Origin of the sequence: Sphaerisporangium sp. TRM90804 (assembly GCF_029846175.1) — a bacterium.
GTDB lineage: Bacteria > Actinomycetota > Actinomycetes > Streptosporangiales > Streptosporangiaceae > Sphaerisporangium.
Genome location: NZ_JARWAC010000025.1, coordinates 113,349 through 129,496 on the forward strand (window position 1 = coordinate 113,349; position 16,148 = coordinate 129,496).

The window sequence follows — 16,148 nt, forward strand, 5'->3', positions numbered from 1 at the left end:
TCCATGGCTCACATCGCTCTCAACGACGGCGAAACCGGCATCGTCGGCCTGCTGCGCTACAGGCCCGAGACAGCCCGCCCGCTCGCGGAGCTGGCCGAGGTGCTGCTGCGCGACGCGAACACGCTGTCGCGCGGCGAGCGCGAGCTCATCGCCGCGTACGTGTCGGAGCTGAACGAGTGCCGGTTCTGCTCCTCCTCGCACGGGGCCTGTGCCGCCCTGCAACTGCCCAAGGGCATGACGCTGGTGGCGCAGGTGCAGACCGACCTGGCCTCCGCTCCGATCGGCGAGAAGCTCCGGGCGCTGCTCGGCATCGCCGCCTCGGTGCAGAAGGGCGGGGGCGAGGTCACCGAGAAGCAGGTCATGGTCGCCCGTGAGGCGGGCGCGACCGACCTGGAGATCCATGACACGGTGCTCATCGCGGCGGCCTTCTGCATGTTCAACCGCTACGTCGACGGCCTCGCCGCGTCCACACCCGATGACCCCGCGGAGTACATCTCGATCGCCGGGCATCTGATCTGCGGCGGTTACCTCGGCGTTCTGACAGATTCGGAGTACTAGGTCTGATGACGACGACGGGACCGGACGGCCACGTCCACCGTTACCTGATCATCGGTGCCGGGCCCGGTGGTGTGCAGCTCAGCTACTACCTGCAGCGCACCGGCGCGGACTACCTCACCCTCGAACGCGAGGACGCGCCCGGCGCCTTCTTCCGCCGCTATCCGCGCCACCGCAAGCTGATCTCGCTGAACAAGGTGAACATCGGCCAGAAGGACCCGGAGATCGCGCTGCGCTGGGACTGGAACTCCCTGCTCAACGACAACCCCGACCTGCTGTTCCCCCAGTACTCGCGCGAGTACTTCCCACGCGCGGACGACCTGGTGCGCTACCTCGCCGACTTCCAGCGCGAGCACGACCTCAACGTGCGGTACTCCACCGCCGTCGAGCGCATCGAGAAGGTGGACGGCCTGTTCACGGTGCACGCCGGCGGCGAGGTCTTCCGCGCCGAGTGCGTGATCATGGCGGCCGGCTGGGGCGGTCCGTTCATCCCCGACATCCCCGGCATCGAGCTGGCGACGGGCTACGAGGACATGTCGTGCTCGGGGGAGCAGTACACCGGCAAGCGGGTGCTCGTCATCGGCAAGGGCAACTCCGCGTTCGAGACCGCGCACGCCATGCTCGGCCACGCGTCCGTCATCCACCTGGCCAGCCCGCACGCCGTGCGGTTCGCCTGGGACACCAAGCACCCCGGCCACGTGCGCGGCCAGTACGGCGCGCTGCTGGACAGCTACTGGTTCAAGACGCTGGACGGCGTGCTGGAGTGCGAGATCGACCGCATCTGGAGCGAGGGCGACTGCTTCAAGGCGGAGATCACCTACACGCTGGCCCAGGGCGAGAAGGCGGTGCTGGAGTACGACCACGTCGTGCGCTGCACCGGCTTCCGGATGGACACCAGCGTCTTCGACGAGTCGTGCATGCCCGAGATGGGGTTCGGCGGCCGGCTGCCGGTGATCCGCCCCGACTTCCAGTCGCAGAACGTCGACGGCCTGTACTTCGCGGGCACCCTGATGCAGGGGCGCGACTTCAAGGGCGCCTCCTCGGCGTTCATCGACGGCTTCCGCTACAACCTGCGCACGCTGACCGCCCTGCTGGCCGAGCGCTACGAGAACACCCCGCTCGACTCCCAGGTGCTGCGCGCCGACCCCGACGAGCTCACCGCCACCATCCTGGAGCGGCTGAACTACAGCTCGGCGCTGTGGACCCAGTTCGAGTACCTGTGCGACGTGTACGTCGTCGACCGGGACACGGGGGAGGTCCGGCACTACATCGACCTGCCCGAGGACTACGCGGTCCAGCGGTTCGCGGACGAGCCGTTCGTGCTCACCGCCACCCTGCGCTGGGGGCCTCGCGACCAGGCCGACGTGTTCAACATCGTGCGGCACCCCACCCCCGACCGCGCCCACGAGAGCGCCTTCCTGCACCCCGTCGTGCGGGCGTGGCACAACGGTGAGCAGGTCGCCGAGCAGCACCTGCTCGAAGACCTCGCCGCGGAGTGGCGCGACCAGGTGCGCCACGTGCAGCCGCTGTGCAAGTTCCTCGCCGCGCAGCTCGGCGTGGAGACGGCCCGCCCGTAAGTCCGCCGCGCCCCGGCCGGCCACGCCGGCCGGGGCGTCACGGGGTCATTCCCAGGCGTGCGCGCCGCCGGGGTCCACCAGCCGCTCCACCAGGTAGTCGACCACGTCGGCGGTCTCGCCGCGCCGGGCGAAGGCGGCCCGCTGGCGTGCCGCCCCGCTGCCGATCGCCCGCAGCCGCTCCAGCCCGCGGGTCACCACGTGGAGGTCGCCGGTCTGCTCCAGGGCCGGGCCGATCAGGTCGAACAGCCCCGTGACGACGTCGGTGGCCGGCCGCAGCTCGCCGTCGGCGGGGTCGATCACCCGGCCCTCCAGGCCGTCGCGGGCCGCCCTCCAGTACCAGGCCCGCAGCACCTCGGCCCGCAGCCGCGGCCCCGGGTCGCCGGCGTCCACCCGCTCCAGGAACGCCAGCACCATGCCGCGCACCATGGCCGCGAGCAGCGCGGACTCCTCGGCGGTCGCCGGGACGTCGGTGACCCGGACCTCCAAGGTCGGCAGCCGGGACGACGGCCGGACGTCCCAGAAGATCGTCCCGGGGTCCACCAGGGCGCCCACGCGGGTCAGCGTGGCGATCACCTCGTCGTACTCGGCCTCGGAGGCGAAGTACGGCGCCGGCCCGGCGACCGGCCACTTGCACCACGTGAGGGTGCGCCAGCTCGCGTACTGGGTGTCGCGGCCCCCCCAGTACGGCGAGTTGGCCATCAACGCCACCAGCACCGGCATCCACGGCCGCAGGTGGTTGCCCACCAGAAGCGCCCGCTCGCGGTCGGGCAGGTGGACGTGGACGTGGGCCGCGCAGATGCTCTGCTCGTCGTGCAGGGTGCGGTACGTGGCGATGCCGACGTCGTAGCGGGCGTGCTCGGTGATCGGCGGCGGGACGATCGTGCCGAGCACCGGCGTGCCCGACGCCACCAGGGCCACGCCCTCGGCGTCGGCCGCGGCGGCCATGGCCACCCGCATCCTGCGCAGGTGCTCGCGCAGCTCCACCGTGCCGGCGCAGGGAGGCGTCTTGGCCTCGACCTGGAACTGGGTGATCTCGGTGCTCACCAGGTCGCCCAGCTCCGCGGCGGCGCGCTCCACGACCTGCGTGCCGCGCGGCGTCACCTCGCGCGTCAGCGGGTCGACGACCAGGTACTCCTCCTCCACCCCCACCAGCGGGCAGAGCGCGTCGTAAGGCGCCGGCTGCGCGGACTCTATGGTCGCCGTCATCGTCCACTCCAGAGCTGGGGGCGGCCCGTACGGGGCGTGCCGGCGGTCGCGGCGCGGCGCGCCGGCGCCCGTACCCGGCAGCTTGCCTGCCGATGACGCAACGGTACCGAGCTGATCATGCTCGCGCGGAGCCGTGGAGGGATTTCCCGGGGCCCCTATCCGCCCGCACACCGCCGTCCGCCCACTGTTGTGACACCGCCGAACGGCCGGGCCCCGCCCCGAACGGGCAGGGCCCGGCCGCTCCGGGGCGGGGGTCAGCCGGCGGGGCGCTCCCCGAGGCGGTCCACCCAGCCGGTCCGCTCGAACGCCTGGCTCAGCAGCGGAAGCGGCCTTTCGTCCCTGACCTCGATCTGGAGCAGCTCGGCCGTGCCCTCGTCGAGGATCATCCGGTACTCGACGTCCCCCCGCGTGGTCTCGTCGCCCGGCGTGGTCGTGCTGAGCGCGACGCCCTCGCGGCCGAAGACGTCGCCCGCCCGGCCCGTGGAGGTGATGCCCGGCTGCTCGGCCAGCACGCGGAACAGCGCGGCGCGCGTGCCCGGAGTGATCGGCGAGGTCAGCAGGTCGGTGCCCGTCTGCCACAGGTAGGCGGCGAACCCCGCGTCGGCCTGCCCGCGCCGGCCGGGCGACGCCTCGTACATGTCGCGGAGCCGGCCGCGCAGGGCCTCCTTGCGGGTGGGCAGCTTCGACACGTTCCGTATGGTGAGGCCGGGGTTGTCGATCGACAGCACCCGATCGAGGTCGTCCTCGTATGTCCGCGTCCGGCGGTCCGGTACGAGCTCGGGGGAGCCCATGGCCTTCCACCGCGCCTCGTCGGCGGCGGAGGCGAAAGTCGCCTCCGGGGCGGGCCGGGTCACGCCGCGGTTGGTCCCCCCCTTGTCGCGGGCGCGCCAGGTCTCGCTGGTCTCGGAGGTGGCGGCCGCGAACGGCGGGCCGGCACTCCGTGCCGACTCCCGCTTGAGCCGGCCGACCTCGCGCTCGAACTCCTTCTCTGCGGCCTTCTCCGCGGCGTCGTCGCCCCCCGCGTCGCCCTTGGCCGCCTCCCTCTGCCGGAGCAGCTCGTCGAGCCTGGCCTCGTACGCGCCCGGGAGATCCCTGATCAGCGAGTCCGTGCGGGTGCGGGTGTACCAGTAGCGGCCGGAGTCCGCCGGCTCCCGAGCGGCGGTCTCGGCGGCGGCGAGCAGCACCGACCGGGCGTCCAGCGGCGTCGCCGAGGCGACCGGCGGCGTCGAAGGGCTGCCGGCCTGGATCGGCGCCCTGCCGGGGGAGGCGTCGTCGGAGACCAGGCCGGGGACGAGCACCACCGCGGCGGCGAGCCCGGCGGCGGCCGTGCCGGCGAGGATGAGGGATGGGCGGCGCGACCGCCCCCGGGCGCGCGCGGAGCGGCCCGAAGGAGTGTGGGGCGCGTCGAAGGCGCGGGCGAGGTCTCCCGCCCGGCGCCGCCCGTAGGCCTCCTCTGCCACCTCGTCGAGCGCTCGGGGCCTGAGCGCGGCGAACAGTCGATCGGTCATGTGCTGCTCCCTGTCGGGGTCGCGGGGGGAGGGGGGCGAGGAGGGCATCAGGCCTCCTCAAGGAACGGGTGGCCGACGGCACCGGTGTACGGCCGGGCGGCCCCCGGCTCGGCGCGCAGCGCCTTCTCCAGGCGCCTGCGGGCGCGGTGGAGCCGCACGTTGTACGTGCGGGTCGAGCAGCCCATCACGGCGGCGGCCTGGTCGGGCGGCAGACCGTGCCAGGTGGCCAGGGCCATCGCCTCCACGTCGCGCTCAGGCAGGCGGGCCAGCGCGGCGAGCGCGTGCTCCCTGTCGACGACGTGGTCGGCGACGTCCCAGTCCACCTGGTCCCGCGGCGTCGTCAGCGCCGCGATCCGGTCGACGAGGGCCTTGCCCCTGTGCCGCGAGTCGCGCTGCTTGGCCAGCAGGTTGCGGGCCACGCCGAGCAGCCACGGCAGCGGGGGATCGGGCACCTCGTCCAGGCGTCGCCAGGCGATCAGGAATGCCTCGCTGGCCACGTCCTCGGCCACGCCGTGCTCGGCCCGCAGCAGGGCGTAGCCCAGCACGCTCCGGTAGTGCCGGTCGTAGAGGTCGGTGAAGCGTTCTCGGGGATCGTCCACACCCAGTAGTCCCTCCGCGCGCCGCTGGATTACCCCTTCGTGCGCGATCGCCCGATTATCGCGGAGGCGCGGTGCGCGCGGGTGGGGGGCGCGGCGCCCTCGCGGCGGGGACCGGAGCGGGGCCGCGGCCCGGACGGAGAGGGTCAGCCGCCCCGGATGCCGCGCCGTTCCAGGTGGTGGCCGGCCGAGACGGCGCCCTCGATGCCGGTCGCCAGGAAACGCCTGATGATCTCGCGCTCCTGGTCGGTGAACCGGTCGAGGGCGGTGGACAGGTGGCCGGTGAGCGGGGTGAGGAACCGGCCGGCCAGCGTGACGGCCTGCTCGCGCGGGGCCAGCTCGATCTTGCGGCGGTCGTTGGGGCTGCGGTGCCGCTCGACGTGCCCGGACTGCTCCAGCCGGTTGAGCAGCGCCGTGGTGGCGGGGGCGCTGAGGTTGAGCGCGGTGCCGAGGCCGCCCGGGGTGAGCGGGCGGCCGTCGCGGACGGCGTCCGTGATCACGATCACGGCGTTGAGGTCGGTGCGGTGCAGGCCGTGGACGGCGGCGAACCGCTCGGCGAAGCGGTCGAACTCCACGGTGAGGCGCCGCATCAGGGTCATCAGCTCGACCGCGGTGGCGGCGTCCCGCTCCGGCGTGTCAGCCGACATGCCGTCCTCCTCCGCGCCGTCGAGCGTTCCTCCACCTTACCTTTCCATGGCAGAAGCATTCCCTGGCCGAGGGCGGGCGCCCCGGTCAGCCGGCCGTGCGGTCGCGGCCGTGCGGCGCCGCCCAGTCGAGCAGCGGCCCCGCCGGCACGATGCGGCTCGGACTGATCCTGGGGTGCGTGGTGTAGTAGTGCCGCTTGATGTGGTCGAAGTTCGTCGTGCCGCCGAACGCCGGCCGCTGGTACAGGTCGCGGGCGTAGGCCCACAGGTTGGGGTAGTCCACCAGGCGCCGGATGTTCGCCTTGAAGTGGGTCACGTAGACCGTGTCGAAACGGGCCAGCGTCACCCACAGCCGCACGTCGGCCTCGGTGAGCTGGTCGCCGAACAGGAAGCGCCGGCCGCCCAGCCGCTCCTCCAGCTCGTCCAGGAGCGTGAACAGCTCCGCCACGGCGGTGTCGTACGCCTCCTGGGAGGTCGCGAAGCCGCACCGGTACACGCCGTTGTTCACCGCGGCGTAGACCCGATCGTTCAGGGCGTCGATCTCGGCCCGCAGGCCGGCCGGGTAGAGCTCGACGCCGGTGCCCGACCACTCCTGGAACGCCGTGTCCAGGTCGATCGTGATGTCGGGGAAGTTGTTGCTGACGATCCGCCGGGTCTGGCGGTCCCACAGCACCGGCACCGAGACGTGGCCGTCGTACCCCGGCTCGCTCAGCTCGTACGCCTCGCGCAGCAGCGTGAAGCCGTTCACCGGGTCGGCGGTGTGCCCGGGGCCCTCGCGGAAGGCCCAGCCCCGGCCGTCGCGCACGGGGTCCACGGCCGACAGCGAGACGACCTCCTCCAGCCCCTTCAACGCCCGGACGATGGCCGTCCGGTGCGCCCACGGGCAGGCCCATGACACGTAGAGGTGGTAGCGGCCCGGCTCGGCCCGGAAGCCGCCGGAGCCGTCGGCGGTGATCCGGCCCCTGAAGCTGTACGGCGCCCGGGTGAAGGCGCCCCGCTCGGCGGCCGGGGCCTTCTTCTTGTAGTCGCCGTAGTCACCGTGCACGGCGAAGTCGATCGGGCTCGCGACCGCGGACGTGTCCGTCATCGATGCATCCCTTCTCGTGGGCTGCCGACGTCCGGCGGCCGTCCGCCGGACCACACCGGTCCCCACCCTCGCACCCGCACCGCCGCGCCGCGCGCCCGGCCCGGCGCGACCGGTGGAGCGGGGCGCGGACGTGCGGAAAGGTAAAGGTGGCCCCGCGAATCCGCGCGCACTCGGAACAGCGCATATTGTGGCGGGGGAAGGGGCCGGCGGACCCCGACCACCTGCTCTCGGCCGCAGCGGAAGGTCCCCGCGCACCTGGGCATGCCGATTATCACTACTGGGTGGGTCAACCACTTGGCCTTAGTCGTCGTGCCGCACTACGCTTTGCGCAGATCATTCCGCCCTGTGTCCGCGGAGCTCCCTCAACTGGAGGTGGCACCGCCATTGGCACGGGTGTTGACCTTGCATGCCGCGTCGCGGCCGCGCACTGCGCCGGCCGCGTACGCCGGTCTCTTCCGCCGGCCGGACGGCCGGTCCGGCGTTCCCGCGCTCGCCGGGATCGCCGCGCGACCGGCGCCGTCCAGCTCGCCGAGAAGCAGGCGCTCGCGCGAACGGGGCTGTTCTGCCCGTTTTCGGGCACATGCCACGGTAAACGCGTATGCCTCTGCATGAACGCGCCGGCGCAGGTGCGGGGTTCACAAGAGGATGGAAGATGACACGTATTGATCCGGAGGCTCTGGTGGCGAGCCTGAGGGGCCTCCAGACGACCACCGAGGGCAGCGGGGTGGTCCACCACTTGGAACGTATCGTTCAGGTGGTCGACCGGCTGTTCGGCTACGCCGGCGCCGGGCTCATGTTCGCCGACGAGGGCAAGAGCCTGCGCTACCTCGTGACGACGGACGAGGCCGGGCGCAGCCTCGAACACGCCCAGGCCGCGCTGGGGCGTGGGCCCTGTGTGTCGGCGTACTTCACCAACGGCGCGGTGACCACCCGCGACGTGCAGGACGACGAGCGGTGGCCCGGCCTGGCCGAGCTGCTCGACCCGAGCGTGCGGGCGGTCGCGGGCGTCCCGGTGCGTCTGGGCGGCGGGCCGGTCGGCACGCTGAACGTCTACCAGGCCGCGCGGCACGAATGGGAGGAGTCCGACACCCAGGCGCTGCTCGCCTACGCGCACGTCATAGAGGAGGTGCTGGCGGCCGCGGTGAGGGCCGAGGAGAAGACCGTGCTGGCCGACCAGCTTCAGTACGCGCTGGACTACCGCATCGTGATCGAGCGGGCCATCGGCTACCTCATGGGCAAGCACGACCTGACCGCCGCCGAGGCGTTCACGGGCCTGCGCAAGCGGGCCCGCGACAGCCGGCGCCGCGTGGCCGACCTGGCCGCGGAGATCCTGGGCGAGCAGGCCCCTCCCAATTGACGGGAATCCGTCCATGGTGATGATGATTTCGTCACGCGAGCTGCCGTCGAGGGCCGCCGTCGGGGTCTGCCTGCACGGCGACCTCGACGGCGGCGCCGCCGCGGAGCTGCGCGGCTGCCTCACGGCGCTGCTCGACCGGCACCGGCCGTCCCGGCTGACCCTCGACCTGACCGACGTGACCTTCATCGACTGCTCGGGCGCCCGCACCCTGAGCTGGCTCGACCTCCACATGCGCAGGCAGGGCGGCACGCTGGCGATCACGCGGCCCTCCCGCCCGGTGCTGCGCCTGTTACGGCTCCTGCGGTTCGACGGCCGGTTACGCATCGACGAGCGGGCCGGCGAGGACGGCGGCCTCCCGGAGAACTGGCGCATCATCCGGCTCCGGTCGTTCCGCCCGGACCACGCGCCGAGCGCCAACTGAACCGGGCTACCCTGGTCGGTGATGTATCGACTGCTCTTCTCGCAGGTGCTCAGCCGGTTCGACGCCGAGGCCGTGCACCACGCCGCCCTTCGCGGGCTGCGCGTCCTGTCGGCGACCCCGGTGGTCAAGCGCCGTCTGCACCGCGTGCTGGCGCCGCGGGACGAGGCGCTGCGCGTCCAGGCGTTCGGCGTGCACTTCCCGAGCCCCTTCGGCCTCGCCGCGGGCTTCGACAAGGACGCCGCCTGCGTCGAGGCCCTCGCGGCGCTCGGCTTCGGCCACGTCGAGGTCGGCACGATCACCGCGCACGCCCAGCCGGGCAACCCCCGGCCGCGGCTGTTCCGGCTGCGCGCCGACCGGGCGATCGTCAACCGCATGGGCTTCAACAACCTGGGCGCACAGCGGGCCGCCCGCCGCCTGCGCCGCCCGCGCGGCGTGCCCGTCGTGGTCGGCGTGAACATCGGCAAGACCAAGGTCATCCCCGAGGAGCTCGCGGTCCGCGATTACGCAACGAGCGCGGGGAAGCTCGCCCCGCTCGCCGACTACCTCGTGGTCAACGTCAGCTCCCCCAACACCCCCGGCCTGCGCGACCTTCAGGCCGTCGAGCGGCTGCGGCCCCTGCTGGGCGAGGTCCAACGGGCGGCGGGCCGCACGCCGGTGCTGGTGAAGATCGCCCCCGACCTCGCGGACGCCGACGTCGACGCGGTGGCCGACCTCGCCGTCGAGCTCGGCCTGGCCGGGATCATCGCCACCAACACCACCGTCTCCCGCGAGGGCCTGCCGGGCTCCAAGGCCGCGGAGGCGGCCGAGACGGGCGGGCTGTCCGGCCGCCCGCTGAAGGAGCGCTCGCTGGAGGTGCTGAGGAGGCTGCGCGGCCGGGTGGGCGACCACCTCGTGCTGGTGTCGGTCGGCGGGGTCGAGACCGTCGACGACGTGTGGGAGCGGCTGCTGGCCGGCGCCACCCTGGTGCAGGGGTACACCGGCATGATCTACGAGGGCCCGCTGTGGGCCTGGCGCATCCACCGGGGCCTGTCGCGCCGCCTGCGCCGCCACGGATACTCCTCCGTGCGCGAGGTGATCGGCCGGGTCGGCGCCTGAGGGCGGCCGCCCCGGGCGGTGGGCGCGGGTCTCGCGCCGGCGGCGCGTCCCCTACCCTCGTGAGGTACCGATGACAGGAGGGGAAGCACCATGGCCACCAGCGCGTTCACCGTCACCGGCATGACCTGCGACCACTGCGTGAGGTCTGTCACCGAGGAGGTCGGCGAGGTGCGCGGCGTCAGCGAGGTCCGCGTCGACCTCGGCACCGGCGTCGTCGAGGTGTCGGGCGACCAGCCCCTCGACGACGCCGCCATCCGAGCCGCCATCGAGGAAGCCGGCTACACCGTCGTCTGAGCGCGTCAGCCGATGCTGGGGCGGGTGGAGTCGGCCTCGCGGGTGAGCCCTTCGAGGTGACGCATCGCCTCGCTCACCGTCACCGCGCCGGGCCGGTGGCGCCGGGCGCCGGTGCCGCCGCGCTGCCACGGCCGCGGCCCGGCCGGCGGCCGGTACTCCACCCCGTAGGCGTCCAGCCTGGCCAGGTGCGCGGGCAGCGCCCCGGCGAACCCCTCGCCGGCGCCCGACCACGTGACGTGCGCGAGCGCGCAGCCGCGCGGCCAGGCCCGGTAGTCGAGCGCGCGGCCGTCCGGGATGCGCTCGGTCCACAGCTGGAACTGCGCGCCCAGCACGTGCCCCGCCTCTCCGGCCGTCCACGAGGCCGGCGCCGGCTCGAACGCCGCCACGTCGTCGACGGTGACGGCGTCGCCCATCGCCACCGGCTCCTCGGGCGAGGCCGCCTCGGCGTAGTCGAAGTACAGGGGGAACACCGGGGTCGCCACGACGTCGTGGCCGGCCGCCGCGGCCCGCCGCCCGACCTCCATGCCGCGCCACGGCATGACGACGGTGTCCGGCCGGAGCATGCCGCTGACGAACGCCTCGTCCCAGACGACCGCCCGGGAGCCGAGGCCGGCGAGCACGTCGGCGAGCCGCCGCAGGAACCACGCGTGCAGGTCGGCGGGGGTGTCCAGCCCGAGTGAGCGCCGGTAGTCGCCGATCTCGTCAGAGGCGGCCCAGGCGTCGAGCACGCACTCGTCGCCGCCCAGATGGAAGTACGGGACGGGGCCCAGCGCGTCGATGATCTCGGTGAAGACCGTCGTCAGGAACTCCACCGTGGGCGGGAGCGGCGACAGGATGGCCGGGGAGATGCCCCAGCGGTCGAGGACGGCGTGCCGCACGCCGGGGTCGGCCGACAGGTGCGGATAGGCCGCGAGGATCGCCGACGCGTGGCCGGGGACGTCGATCTCGGGCACGATCGTCACCGCCCGGGCGCGGGCGTAGCCGGCGATCTCCGACAGGTCGGCCAGCGTGAGGTGGCCGCCGTGCGGGGTCTCGTCGAACGACGGCTCGCCCTCCTGGCGGAAGGGCGTGGTGGTGGTGCGCGCCCGGTGCGAGCCGACCTCGTGCAGCAGCGGGTAGGCCCGGCTCTCCACCCGCCAGCCCTGGTCGTCGGCCAGGTGGAGGTGGAGGCGGTTCAGCTTGTGCAGGGCGAGGAGGTCGATCATGCGCAGCACCTCGCGCTTCGGCATGAAGTGCCGCGAGATGTCGAGGTGGGCTCCGCGCCAGGGGAACCGCGGGGCGTCCGCCACGTGCACGAACGGCACGGCCCAGCGCGCGCCGGGCGGAGCCACCGAGCGGAACGCCTCGGCGGGCAGGAGCTGGCGCAGCGTCTGGGCGGCGTACAGCGCCCCGGCCGCGTCGCCCGCCGCGATCTCCACGCCGCCGGCGCGGACGTCGAGCGTGTAGGACTCGGCGCCCAGGGCGGTGTCCCGGCGCACGCTGATCGCGGCCCCACGGCCCTCTGGGGAGCCCTGGGGGCCGTCTCCGCAGGACGGGTCGTGCCGGAGGTCCAGGACGGCCAGGGCGAGCCGCACGGGGTCGGCCAGGTCGGCGGGACCGGCGACCGCCGATCGGGCGGCGAGCGTGAACGAGCCCGGGGTGGTGCGAACGGCGCGTGGGCGGGGGATGAGGTCGGTCATGGGTCGATCATGCCAAAGACGCCCGGCGACCGGCCGGCCTCGTCCACAGCCTGTGGACGACGCGTCAGCCGAGGTAGTCGCGCAGGCCCTTGGCGAGCGACTCGGCGATCCGCTGGCGGAAGGCGGCGTTCGTCAGGCGCGAGGCGTCGGCGGCGTTGCGCATGTTGCCGGTCTCGATGAAGACCTTGGGCACGGTCGACAGGTTGAGCCCGCCGAGGTCGTCGCGGTAGTCGAGCGCGTTCTTGCCGATGTAGGTGGAGTACGGCAGGCCCGTGCCGGCGCGGTAGGCGTCGCGCAGGGCGATGCCGAGCTTCCTCGACTTGCCGACGACGGGGTCGACCGGCCCGCCGATCTTCTCGGGCATGATGACGTGGAAGCCGCGGCTCTGCGCCGCCGCGCCGTCGGCGTGCACGGAGACCGCCGCGTCCGCGTGGGCCTGGTTGCCGATGGCCGCGCGCTGGGTGATGCAGGGGCCGACGCCGGAGTTGCCGTCGCGGGTGAGCTTCACGGTGGCGCCCTCGGCCCTGAGGATCTTCGCCAGGCGCCGGGAGACGTCCCAGGTGAACGCCGCCTCGGAGTAGCCGTTGTTGGTGGCGGTTCCGGTGGTGTCGCAGGCCTTCCACTGGGTCAGGACGTTGACCTGCTTGTTGATGGCCTTCGGGTCGCGGTGGTTGCCGCCGTTGTGCCCGGGGTCGATCACGATGACCTTGCCGGCCAGCGGCTCGGGGGCCGCTTCGGGGGCCGCTTCGGGCGCGGCGGCGGCGCCGACGGGGGTGCGCCCCGCGGAGGCCGGCGCGGTGGACACGGTCGTGACGCGCGCGGCCGGCGCCTCCTGAAGACCGGTGGCGGCGGTGCTCGCGGCCCCGCCGCACGCCGTGACGCCGGCGCCTAAGAGCGCCATGCACGTGACGGCCAGTGCTCGACTGGTCACGATGATCCCTTCGCAGACGACCTCACGGTCTCCAACTTACGCGCAGAGGCGCGATGGACCGGCCGCGATGCGAAAGGCGGTCATACCGGGCCGCGCGGACGGCCCGCCCGGGTCACCAGGCGTGCTGTCCCAGCTCCTGCCGTTGCAGCAGCGCGGCCAGCTCCCTGGCGTCCTCGGCGTCCAGGCCGAGCACGACGCGGGGGCGGCCCCACGGATGGTCGATGGAGTGGGCGACGTAGCCGGCCACCGACTCGGTGGCTCCCTCGTCGTCCTTGCCCCGGGCGGCCCGCCAGTGCGCCCACGCGCGTTCGAGCTCCGCCGCGGCGTGCTGCGCGCACGAGACCAGTTCCGGATCACGCATGTGTACCCCCGCTCGGGCACCGGCCGCCTGGCCCGGCGGGCACCGCGTGCCCGCCCGCCGTCCCCGTGACGGTGAGCGGTGCCGGCCCGCCTCGGGCCGGTCCGGCACGCCGGGGACCGGCGCCATGTTTCTAGAGTCAACACCTGCCGGCGGCGCCCGCCGTGGACGTTGACCTACCCTTGGGGGTCACTTGGAGCCGGGCCGGTGCTGTGCCGCACCACCAGGCGGGGGGTGACCTCGCGCAGCCGGGAGGTCTTGCCGGGGTCGGAGATGCGGTCGCTCAGCAGCGCGGCGGCCGATCTGCCCATCGCGCGCCGCGGCTGGTCGAGGCTGGTCAGCGAGATGTGGTGCACGGCGGCCAGGTGGGTGTTGTCGTACCCCACGACCGACAGGTCCTCCGGCACGCGCAGCCCGAGCTCGCTGGCCGCGACCAGCACGCCGAGGGCGACGACGTCGTTGGCGGCGAAGATCGCCGTCGGGCGCGGGTCGCGCTCCAGCAGGGCGCGCGCCGCCCGGCGGCCGCCCTCCTCGGTGAAGTCGCCGTGCTCGACCATGATGTGCGGCGCCAGGCCGTGCCCGCGCATCGCCACCAGGTAGCCCTCGCAGCGGAAGCGGGCAGAGGAGGACGGGGTGCCCTCGATGTGGGCGATCCGCCGGTGCCCCAGCTCGACCAGGTGGTCGACCGCGAGCCGCGCGCCGAGCTGGTCGTCGTCCACGACGATGTCCACGCTGTCGAGCTGCACGTCGCGCTCGCCGACGACCACCGTGGGCGTGTACGCCGCGGCCTCCGCCAGGTTCTCGCTGGACGGCGCCACCCCGAGCAGCACCAGCCCGTCCACCCGCAGCTCCAGGAACGCCTCGACGGCCTCCTCCTCGAACGCGGGGTTCCACCGGCCGCTGCCGATCAGCAGGCGCAGGCCGTCGCCGTGCAGGCTCTCCTGCAGGCCGTCCAGGAACTCGGCGTAGAAGGGGTTGTGCAGGTCGGCCACCAGAGCGCCCACCAGGTGGGTGCGCCCCTCGACGAGGCTGCGCGCCACCGCGTTGGGCCGGTACCCGAGCTCGCGCGCCGCTTGCAGCACCGCCTCGCGCCGATGCTCGCTGACGTGCGGGGACCCCCTCAGCACCAGGGAGACCAGCGACTTGGAGACGCCCGCTCGCTCGGCGACGTTGCGGATCGTCGGCCGAGGGCGCGGCGCGTGGGCGTCGCCGAGGCCGGTGTCGGTCGTGCCGAGATCCGAACGGTACCGGGCGGTCGTCTGCATGGACGGTCCTGACATGGTTCTCCCCACGATGAGTGGATGTGCACCTGTCAGACCAAACGATCGAGTCGCGTCGAGGGTACGGGTTGCGGCTCGGCTGATGGTCATCGGGGCCGCGCTTATCGAGCATCCCCTCCGATAGTGTGCGCATGTGGGTGCGACATCAAGGGCCTCGGGCGAGCGGGAGGACCCCGCTTCCGGGGGCGCCAGGCCGGCACGGCGCAGGCTCAGCGTCGACCGCCGTCGCGAGGAACTGATGGCCGCCGCGCTTGAGCTGTTCAGCCGGCACGACGCCGAAGACGTCTCGGTCGACGACGTCGCCACGGCGGCGGGGGCGTCGCGGGCGCTGGTCTACCACTACTTCGGCGGCAAGCAGGAGCTTTACGTCGCCGCGCTGCGCGGAGCGGCCGCCGAGCTCGAGGCGCGCTTACGCCCGGTGAACGGAGGCGGCCCGCTGGAGGAGGTGGCCGGCGGCCTGACCCGCTACTTCGACTTCGTGGAGGACCACGCGGCGGGCTTCGCGGCCCTGCTGCGCGGGGGCCCGGCGAACCGGGCCGGCGAGGTCGGCGAGATCGTCGAGGGGGTGCGGCGGCGCCTGTTCAAGATGATCATCTATCAGCTTCAGGTGGTGGAGCCCGGGCCGGCGCTGCGCATCACGCTGCGGTCGTGGATCGCCTCGGTGGAGACCGCCGGCCTCGACTGGCTGGAGAACCGCGACATCGCGCGGAGCGACCTCGAACGCCTGCTCGTCGACCAGATGGTCGCCCTCCTGCGGGTGGCCGCCGGCCACGACACGCAGGTCGGCGAGCTGCTCGCCGGGCTCGGCCGCGAGGCCGGCGCCTGACACGGCCGGGCACGGGCCGTGGCCCGGGTGCGGTTGGCGCCGGGCGCGGTCGGCGCCGTCCACACCCTCCCATGGTCTCCGCTCGCGGTGGGCTCGGGCGCGGTGCGCATGTCGTCCTTGAAGCCCGACTCCCCGCGTCACGGAAATCCATGGGTGTGTGGTTTGACGCGCTCACATACGGGACGCGAGCGCGCCGGTACTCCCCCCTACGTCCCTGACGGTCCCCGCCTCACTCCGACCGTTGCTGCGGGATGCCCGCGAGCAGCGCACGAACCTCGGTCTCCCGGTAGCGCCGGTGACCGCCGAGGGTGCGGATGGACGTCAACTTGCCCGCCTTCGCCCACCGAGTAACGGTCTTGGGGTCGACGCGGAACATGGTGGCGACCTCCGCCGGGGTGAGCAGTGGCTCGGCCTCGGGTGTACGAGCTGACATTTGTGCGGCCTCTCCTCCGTGGACCGGCGACAGCGATCCTGCGATTTGTGTTGGCGCTTGTCACGGATGTCCCTCAATGATCCAATACGTGCGGATTTTCCGGACCATATGCGGTATCACCCGATGTGACCATACAGCCACGCAGAGCGATTGGCGAGCCCTCAGAGCACAACGCCTTGTCCACGGGTTGATGTCACGCTCGGTGATTCTAGCGACACGTTTCGTGGTATCGCAGTGAAAACGGCAAACTACTCAGTTCGCAGAAGCGAGCTGGTGACTCCCGTTACCTACTTTTGCAGGT

Annotated in this window: 17 protein-coding genes; 7 read left to right on the forward strand and 10 right to left on the reverse strand. The window is 73.1% G+C overall.

Annotated features, from left to right (window positions below; translation table 11 throughout):
- The first annotated feature begins 3 nt into the window (after window positions 1-3).
- Both PYR91_RS28550 and PYR91_RS28555 read left to right on the forward strand, forming a co-directional pair.
- A complete protein-coding gene (locus PYR91_RS28550; RefSeq protein WP_279784684.1) occupies window positions 4-558 on the forward strand; it encodes a carboxymuconolactone decarboxylase family protein in 555 nt (184 codons plus the stop codon).
- 5 nt (window positions 559-563) lie between these two features.
- Window positions 564-2,132, forward strand: a complete 1,569-nt coding sequence (locus PYR91_RS28555; protein WP_279784686.1) for an NAD(P)-binding domain-containing protein — start codon at window positions 564-566, stop codon at window positions 2,130-2,132.
- A 45-nt stretch (window positions 2,133-2,177) separates the two neighbouring features.
- Here the strand turns inward: PYR91_RS28555 and PYR91_RS28560 are convergent, their stop codons facing one another.
- From PYR91_RS28560 to PYR91_RS28580, 5 genes are all read right to left on the reverse strand, one after another.
- Complete coding sequence (locus tag PYR91_RS28560; protein WP_279784688.1) at window positions 2,178-3,338, reverse strand: glutamate--cysteine ligase; 1,161 nt, start codon at window positions 3,336-3,338, stop codon at window positions 2,178-2,180.
- Between the two features lie 254 nt (window positions 3,339-3,592).
- A complete protein-coding gene (locus PYR91_RS28565; RefSeq protein WP_279784690.1) occupies window positions 3,593-4,894 on the reverse strand; it encodes a CU044_5270 family protein in 1,302 nt (433 codons plus the stop codon).
- The gene (locus PYR91_RS28570) at window positions 4,894-5,445 is read right to left on the reverse strand and encodes a sigma-70 family RNA polymerase sigma factor (protein ID WP_279784692.1); all 552 of its coding nucleotides are present in this window, start codon (window positions 5,443-5,445) and stop codon (window positions 4,894-4,896) included. The genes PYR91_RS28565 and PYR91_RS28570 overlap by 1 nt, the downstream gene beginning before the upstream one ends.
- Before the next feature lie 143 nt (window positions 5,446-5,588).
- Entirely contained in the window at window positions 5,589-6,089 is a 501-nt protein-coding gene (locus PYR91_RS28575; protein WP_279784694.1) for a MarR family transcriptional regulator, read from the reverse strand.
- A gap of 85 nt (window positions 6,090-6,174) precedes the next feature.
- A complete protein-coding gene (locus PYR91_RS28580; protein WP_279784695.1) occupies window positions 6,175-7,173 on the reverse strand; it encodes a glutathione S-transferase family protein in 999 nt (332 codons plus the stop codon).
- Between the two features lie 652 nt (window positions 7,174-7,825).
- On the opposite strand from PYR91_RS28580, the gene PYR91_RS28585 reads away from it, so the two are divergent.
- The 4 genes from PYR91_RS28585 (at window position 7,826) to PYR91_RS28600 (ending at window position 10,340) form a co-directional block, all read left to right on the forward strand.
- On the forward strand, window positions 7,826-8,530 hold the full coding sequence (locus PYR91_RS28585; RefSeq protein ID WP_279784696.1) for a GAF and ANTAR domain-containing protein: 705 nt from the start codon (window positions 7,826-7,828) through the stop codon (window positions 8,528-8,530).
- A 13-nt stretch (window positions 8,531-8,543) separates the two neighbouring features.
- Window positions 8,544-8,951: an STAS domain-containing protein gene (locus PYR91_RS28590; RefSeq protein ID WP_279784698.1), complete on the forward strand. Its 408-nt coding sequence runs from the start codon at window positions 8,544-8,546 to the stop codon at window positions 8,949-8,951.
- Between the two features lie 21 nt (window positions 8,952-8,972).
- Entirely contained in the window at window positions 8,973-10,046 is a 1,074-nt protein-coding gene (locus PYR91_RS28595) for a quinone-dependent dihydroorotate dehydrogenase (RefSeq protein WP_279784700.1), read from the forward strand.
- Between the two features lie 90 nt (window positions 10,047-10,136).
- Window positions 10,137-10,340 carry a copper ion binding protein gene (locus tag PYR91_RS28600; protein WP_279784702.1) on the forward strand — a complete coding sequence of 68 codons (204 nt, stop codon included), beginning with the start codon at window positions 10,137-10,139 and terminating at the stop codon, window positions 10,338-10,340.
- 5 nt (window positions 10,341-10,345) lie between these two features.
- Here PYR91_RS28600 and PYR91_RS28605 read toward each other — a convergent pair whose 3' ends face one another.
- From PYR91_RS28605 to PYR91_RS28620, 4 genes are all read right to left on the reverse strand, one after another.
- Window positions 10,346-12,019: a beta-N-acetylhexosaminidase gene (locus PYR91_RS28605; protein ID WP_279784703.1), complete on the reverse strand. Its 1,674-nt coding sequence runs from the start codon at window positions 12,017-12,019 to the stop codon at window positions 10,346-10,348.
- A gap of 64 nt (window positions 12,020-12,083) precedes the next feature.
- Entirely contained in the window at window positions 12,084-12,950 is an 867-nt protein-coding gene (locus PYR91_RS28610; protein WP_347943588.1) for an N-acetylmuramoyl-L-alanine amidase, read from the reverse strand.
- 112 nt (window positions 12,951-13,062) lie between these two features.
- Window positions 13,063-13,311, reverse strand: a complete 249-nt coding sequence (locus PYR91_RS28615) for a hypothetical protein (protein ID WP_279784705.1) — start codon at window positions 13,309-13,311, stop codon at window positions 13,063-13,065.
- A 173-nt stretch (window positions 13,312-13,484) separates the two neighbouring features.
- Window positions 13,485-14,588, reverse strand: a complete 1,104-nt coding sequence (locus PYR91_RS28620) for a LacI family DNA-binding transcriptional regulator (RefSeq protein ID WP_279784707.1) — start codon at window positions 14,586-14,588, stop codon at window positions 13,485-13,487.
- A gap of 133 nt (window positions 14,589-14,721) precedes the next feature.
- Between PYR91_RS28620 and PYR91_RS28625 the strand changes: the two genes are divergently transcribed.
- Window positions 14,722-15,414: a TetR/AcrR family transcriptional regulator gene (locus PYR91_RS28625; RefSeq protein WP_279784709.1), complete on the forward strand. Its 693-nt coding sequence runs from the start codon at window positions 14,722-14,724 to the stop codon at window positions 15,412-15,414.
- 229 nt (window positions 15,415-15,643) lie between these two features.
- On the opposite strand, the gene bldC is transcribed toward PYR91_RS28625, so the two are convergent.
- Window positions 15,644-15,847 (reverse strand): developmental transcriptional regulator BldC, encoded by a 204-nt coding sequence (bldC, locus tag PYR91_RS28630; protein WP_013133571.1) that lies wholly within the window; start codon window positions 15,845-15,847, stop codon window positions 15,644-15,646.
- Window positions 15,848-16,148 lie beyond the last annotated feature (301 nt).

Bases quoted from the DNA above. Each gene is read 5' to 3' on its own strand.
- PYR91_RS28550 (WP_279784684.1), top strand. From the start codon at position 4: ATGGCTCACATCGCTCTCAACGACGGCGAAACCGGCATCGTCGGCCTG.
- PYR91_RS28555 (WP_279784686.1), top strand. From the start codon at position 564: ATGACGACGACGGGACCGGACGGCCACGTCCACCGTTACCTGATCATC.
- PYR91_RS28560 (WP_279784688.1), bottom strand. From the start codon at position 3,338: ATGACGGCGACCATAGAGTCCGCGCAGCCGGCGCCTTACGACGCGCTC.
- PYR91_RS28565 (WP_279784690.1), bottom strand. From the start codon at position 4,894: ATGCCCTCCTCGCCCCCCTCCCCCCGCGACCCCGACAGGGAGCAGCAC.
- PYR91_RS28575 (WP_279784694.1), bottom strand. From the start codon at position 6,089: ATGTCGGCTGACACGCCGGAGCGGGACGCCGCCACCGCGGTCGAGCTG.
- PYR91_RS28580 (WP_279784695.1), bottom strand. From the start codon at position 7,173: ATGACGGACACGTCCGCGGTCGCGAGCCCGATCGACTTCGCCGTGCAC.
- PYR91_RS28585 (WP_279784696.1), top strand. From the start codon at position 7,826: ATGACACGTATTGATCCGGAGGCTCTGGTGGCGAGCCTGAGGGGCCTC.
- PYR91_RS28590 (WP_279784698.1), top strand. From the start codon at position 8,544: ATGGTGATGATGATTTCGTCACGCGAGCTGCCGTCGAGGGCCGCCGTC.
- PYR91_RS28595 (WP_279784700.1), top strand. From the start codon at position 8,973: ATGTATCGACTGCTCTTCTCGCAGGTGCTCAGCCGGTTCGACGCCGAG.
- PYR91_RS28600 (WP_279784702.1), top strand. From the start codon at position 10,137: ATGGCCACCAGCGCGTTCACCGTCACCGGCATGACCTGCGACCACTGC.
- PYR91_RS28605 (WP_279784703.1), bottom strand. From the start codon at position 12,019: ATGACCGACCTCATCCCCCGCCCACGCGCCGTTCGCACCACCCCGGGC.
- PYR91_RS28615 (WP_279784705.1), bottom strand. From the start codon at position 13,311: ATGCGTGATCCGGAACTGGTCTCGTGCGCGCAGCACGCCGCGGCGGAG.
- PYR91_RS28620 (WP_279784707.1), bottom strand. From the start codon at position 14,588: ATGTCAGGACCGTCCATGCAGACGACCGCCCGGTACCGTTCGGATCTC.
- bldC (WP_013133571.1), bottom strand. From the start codon at position 15,847: ATGTCAGCTCGTACACCCGAGGCCGAGCCACTGCTCACCCCGGCGGAG.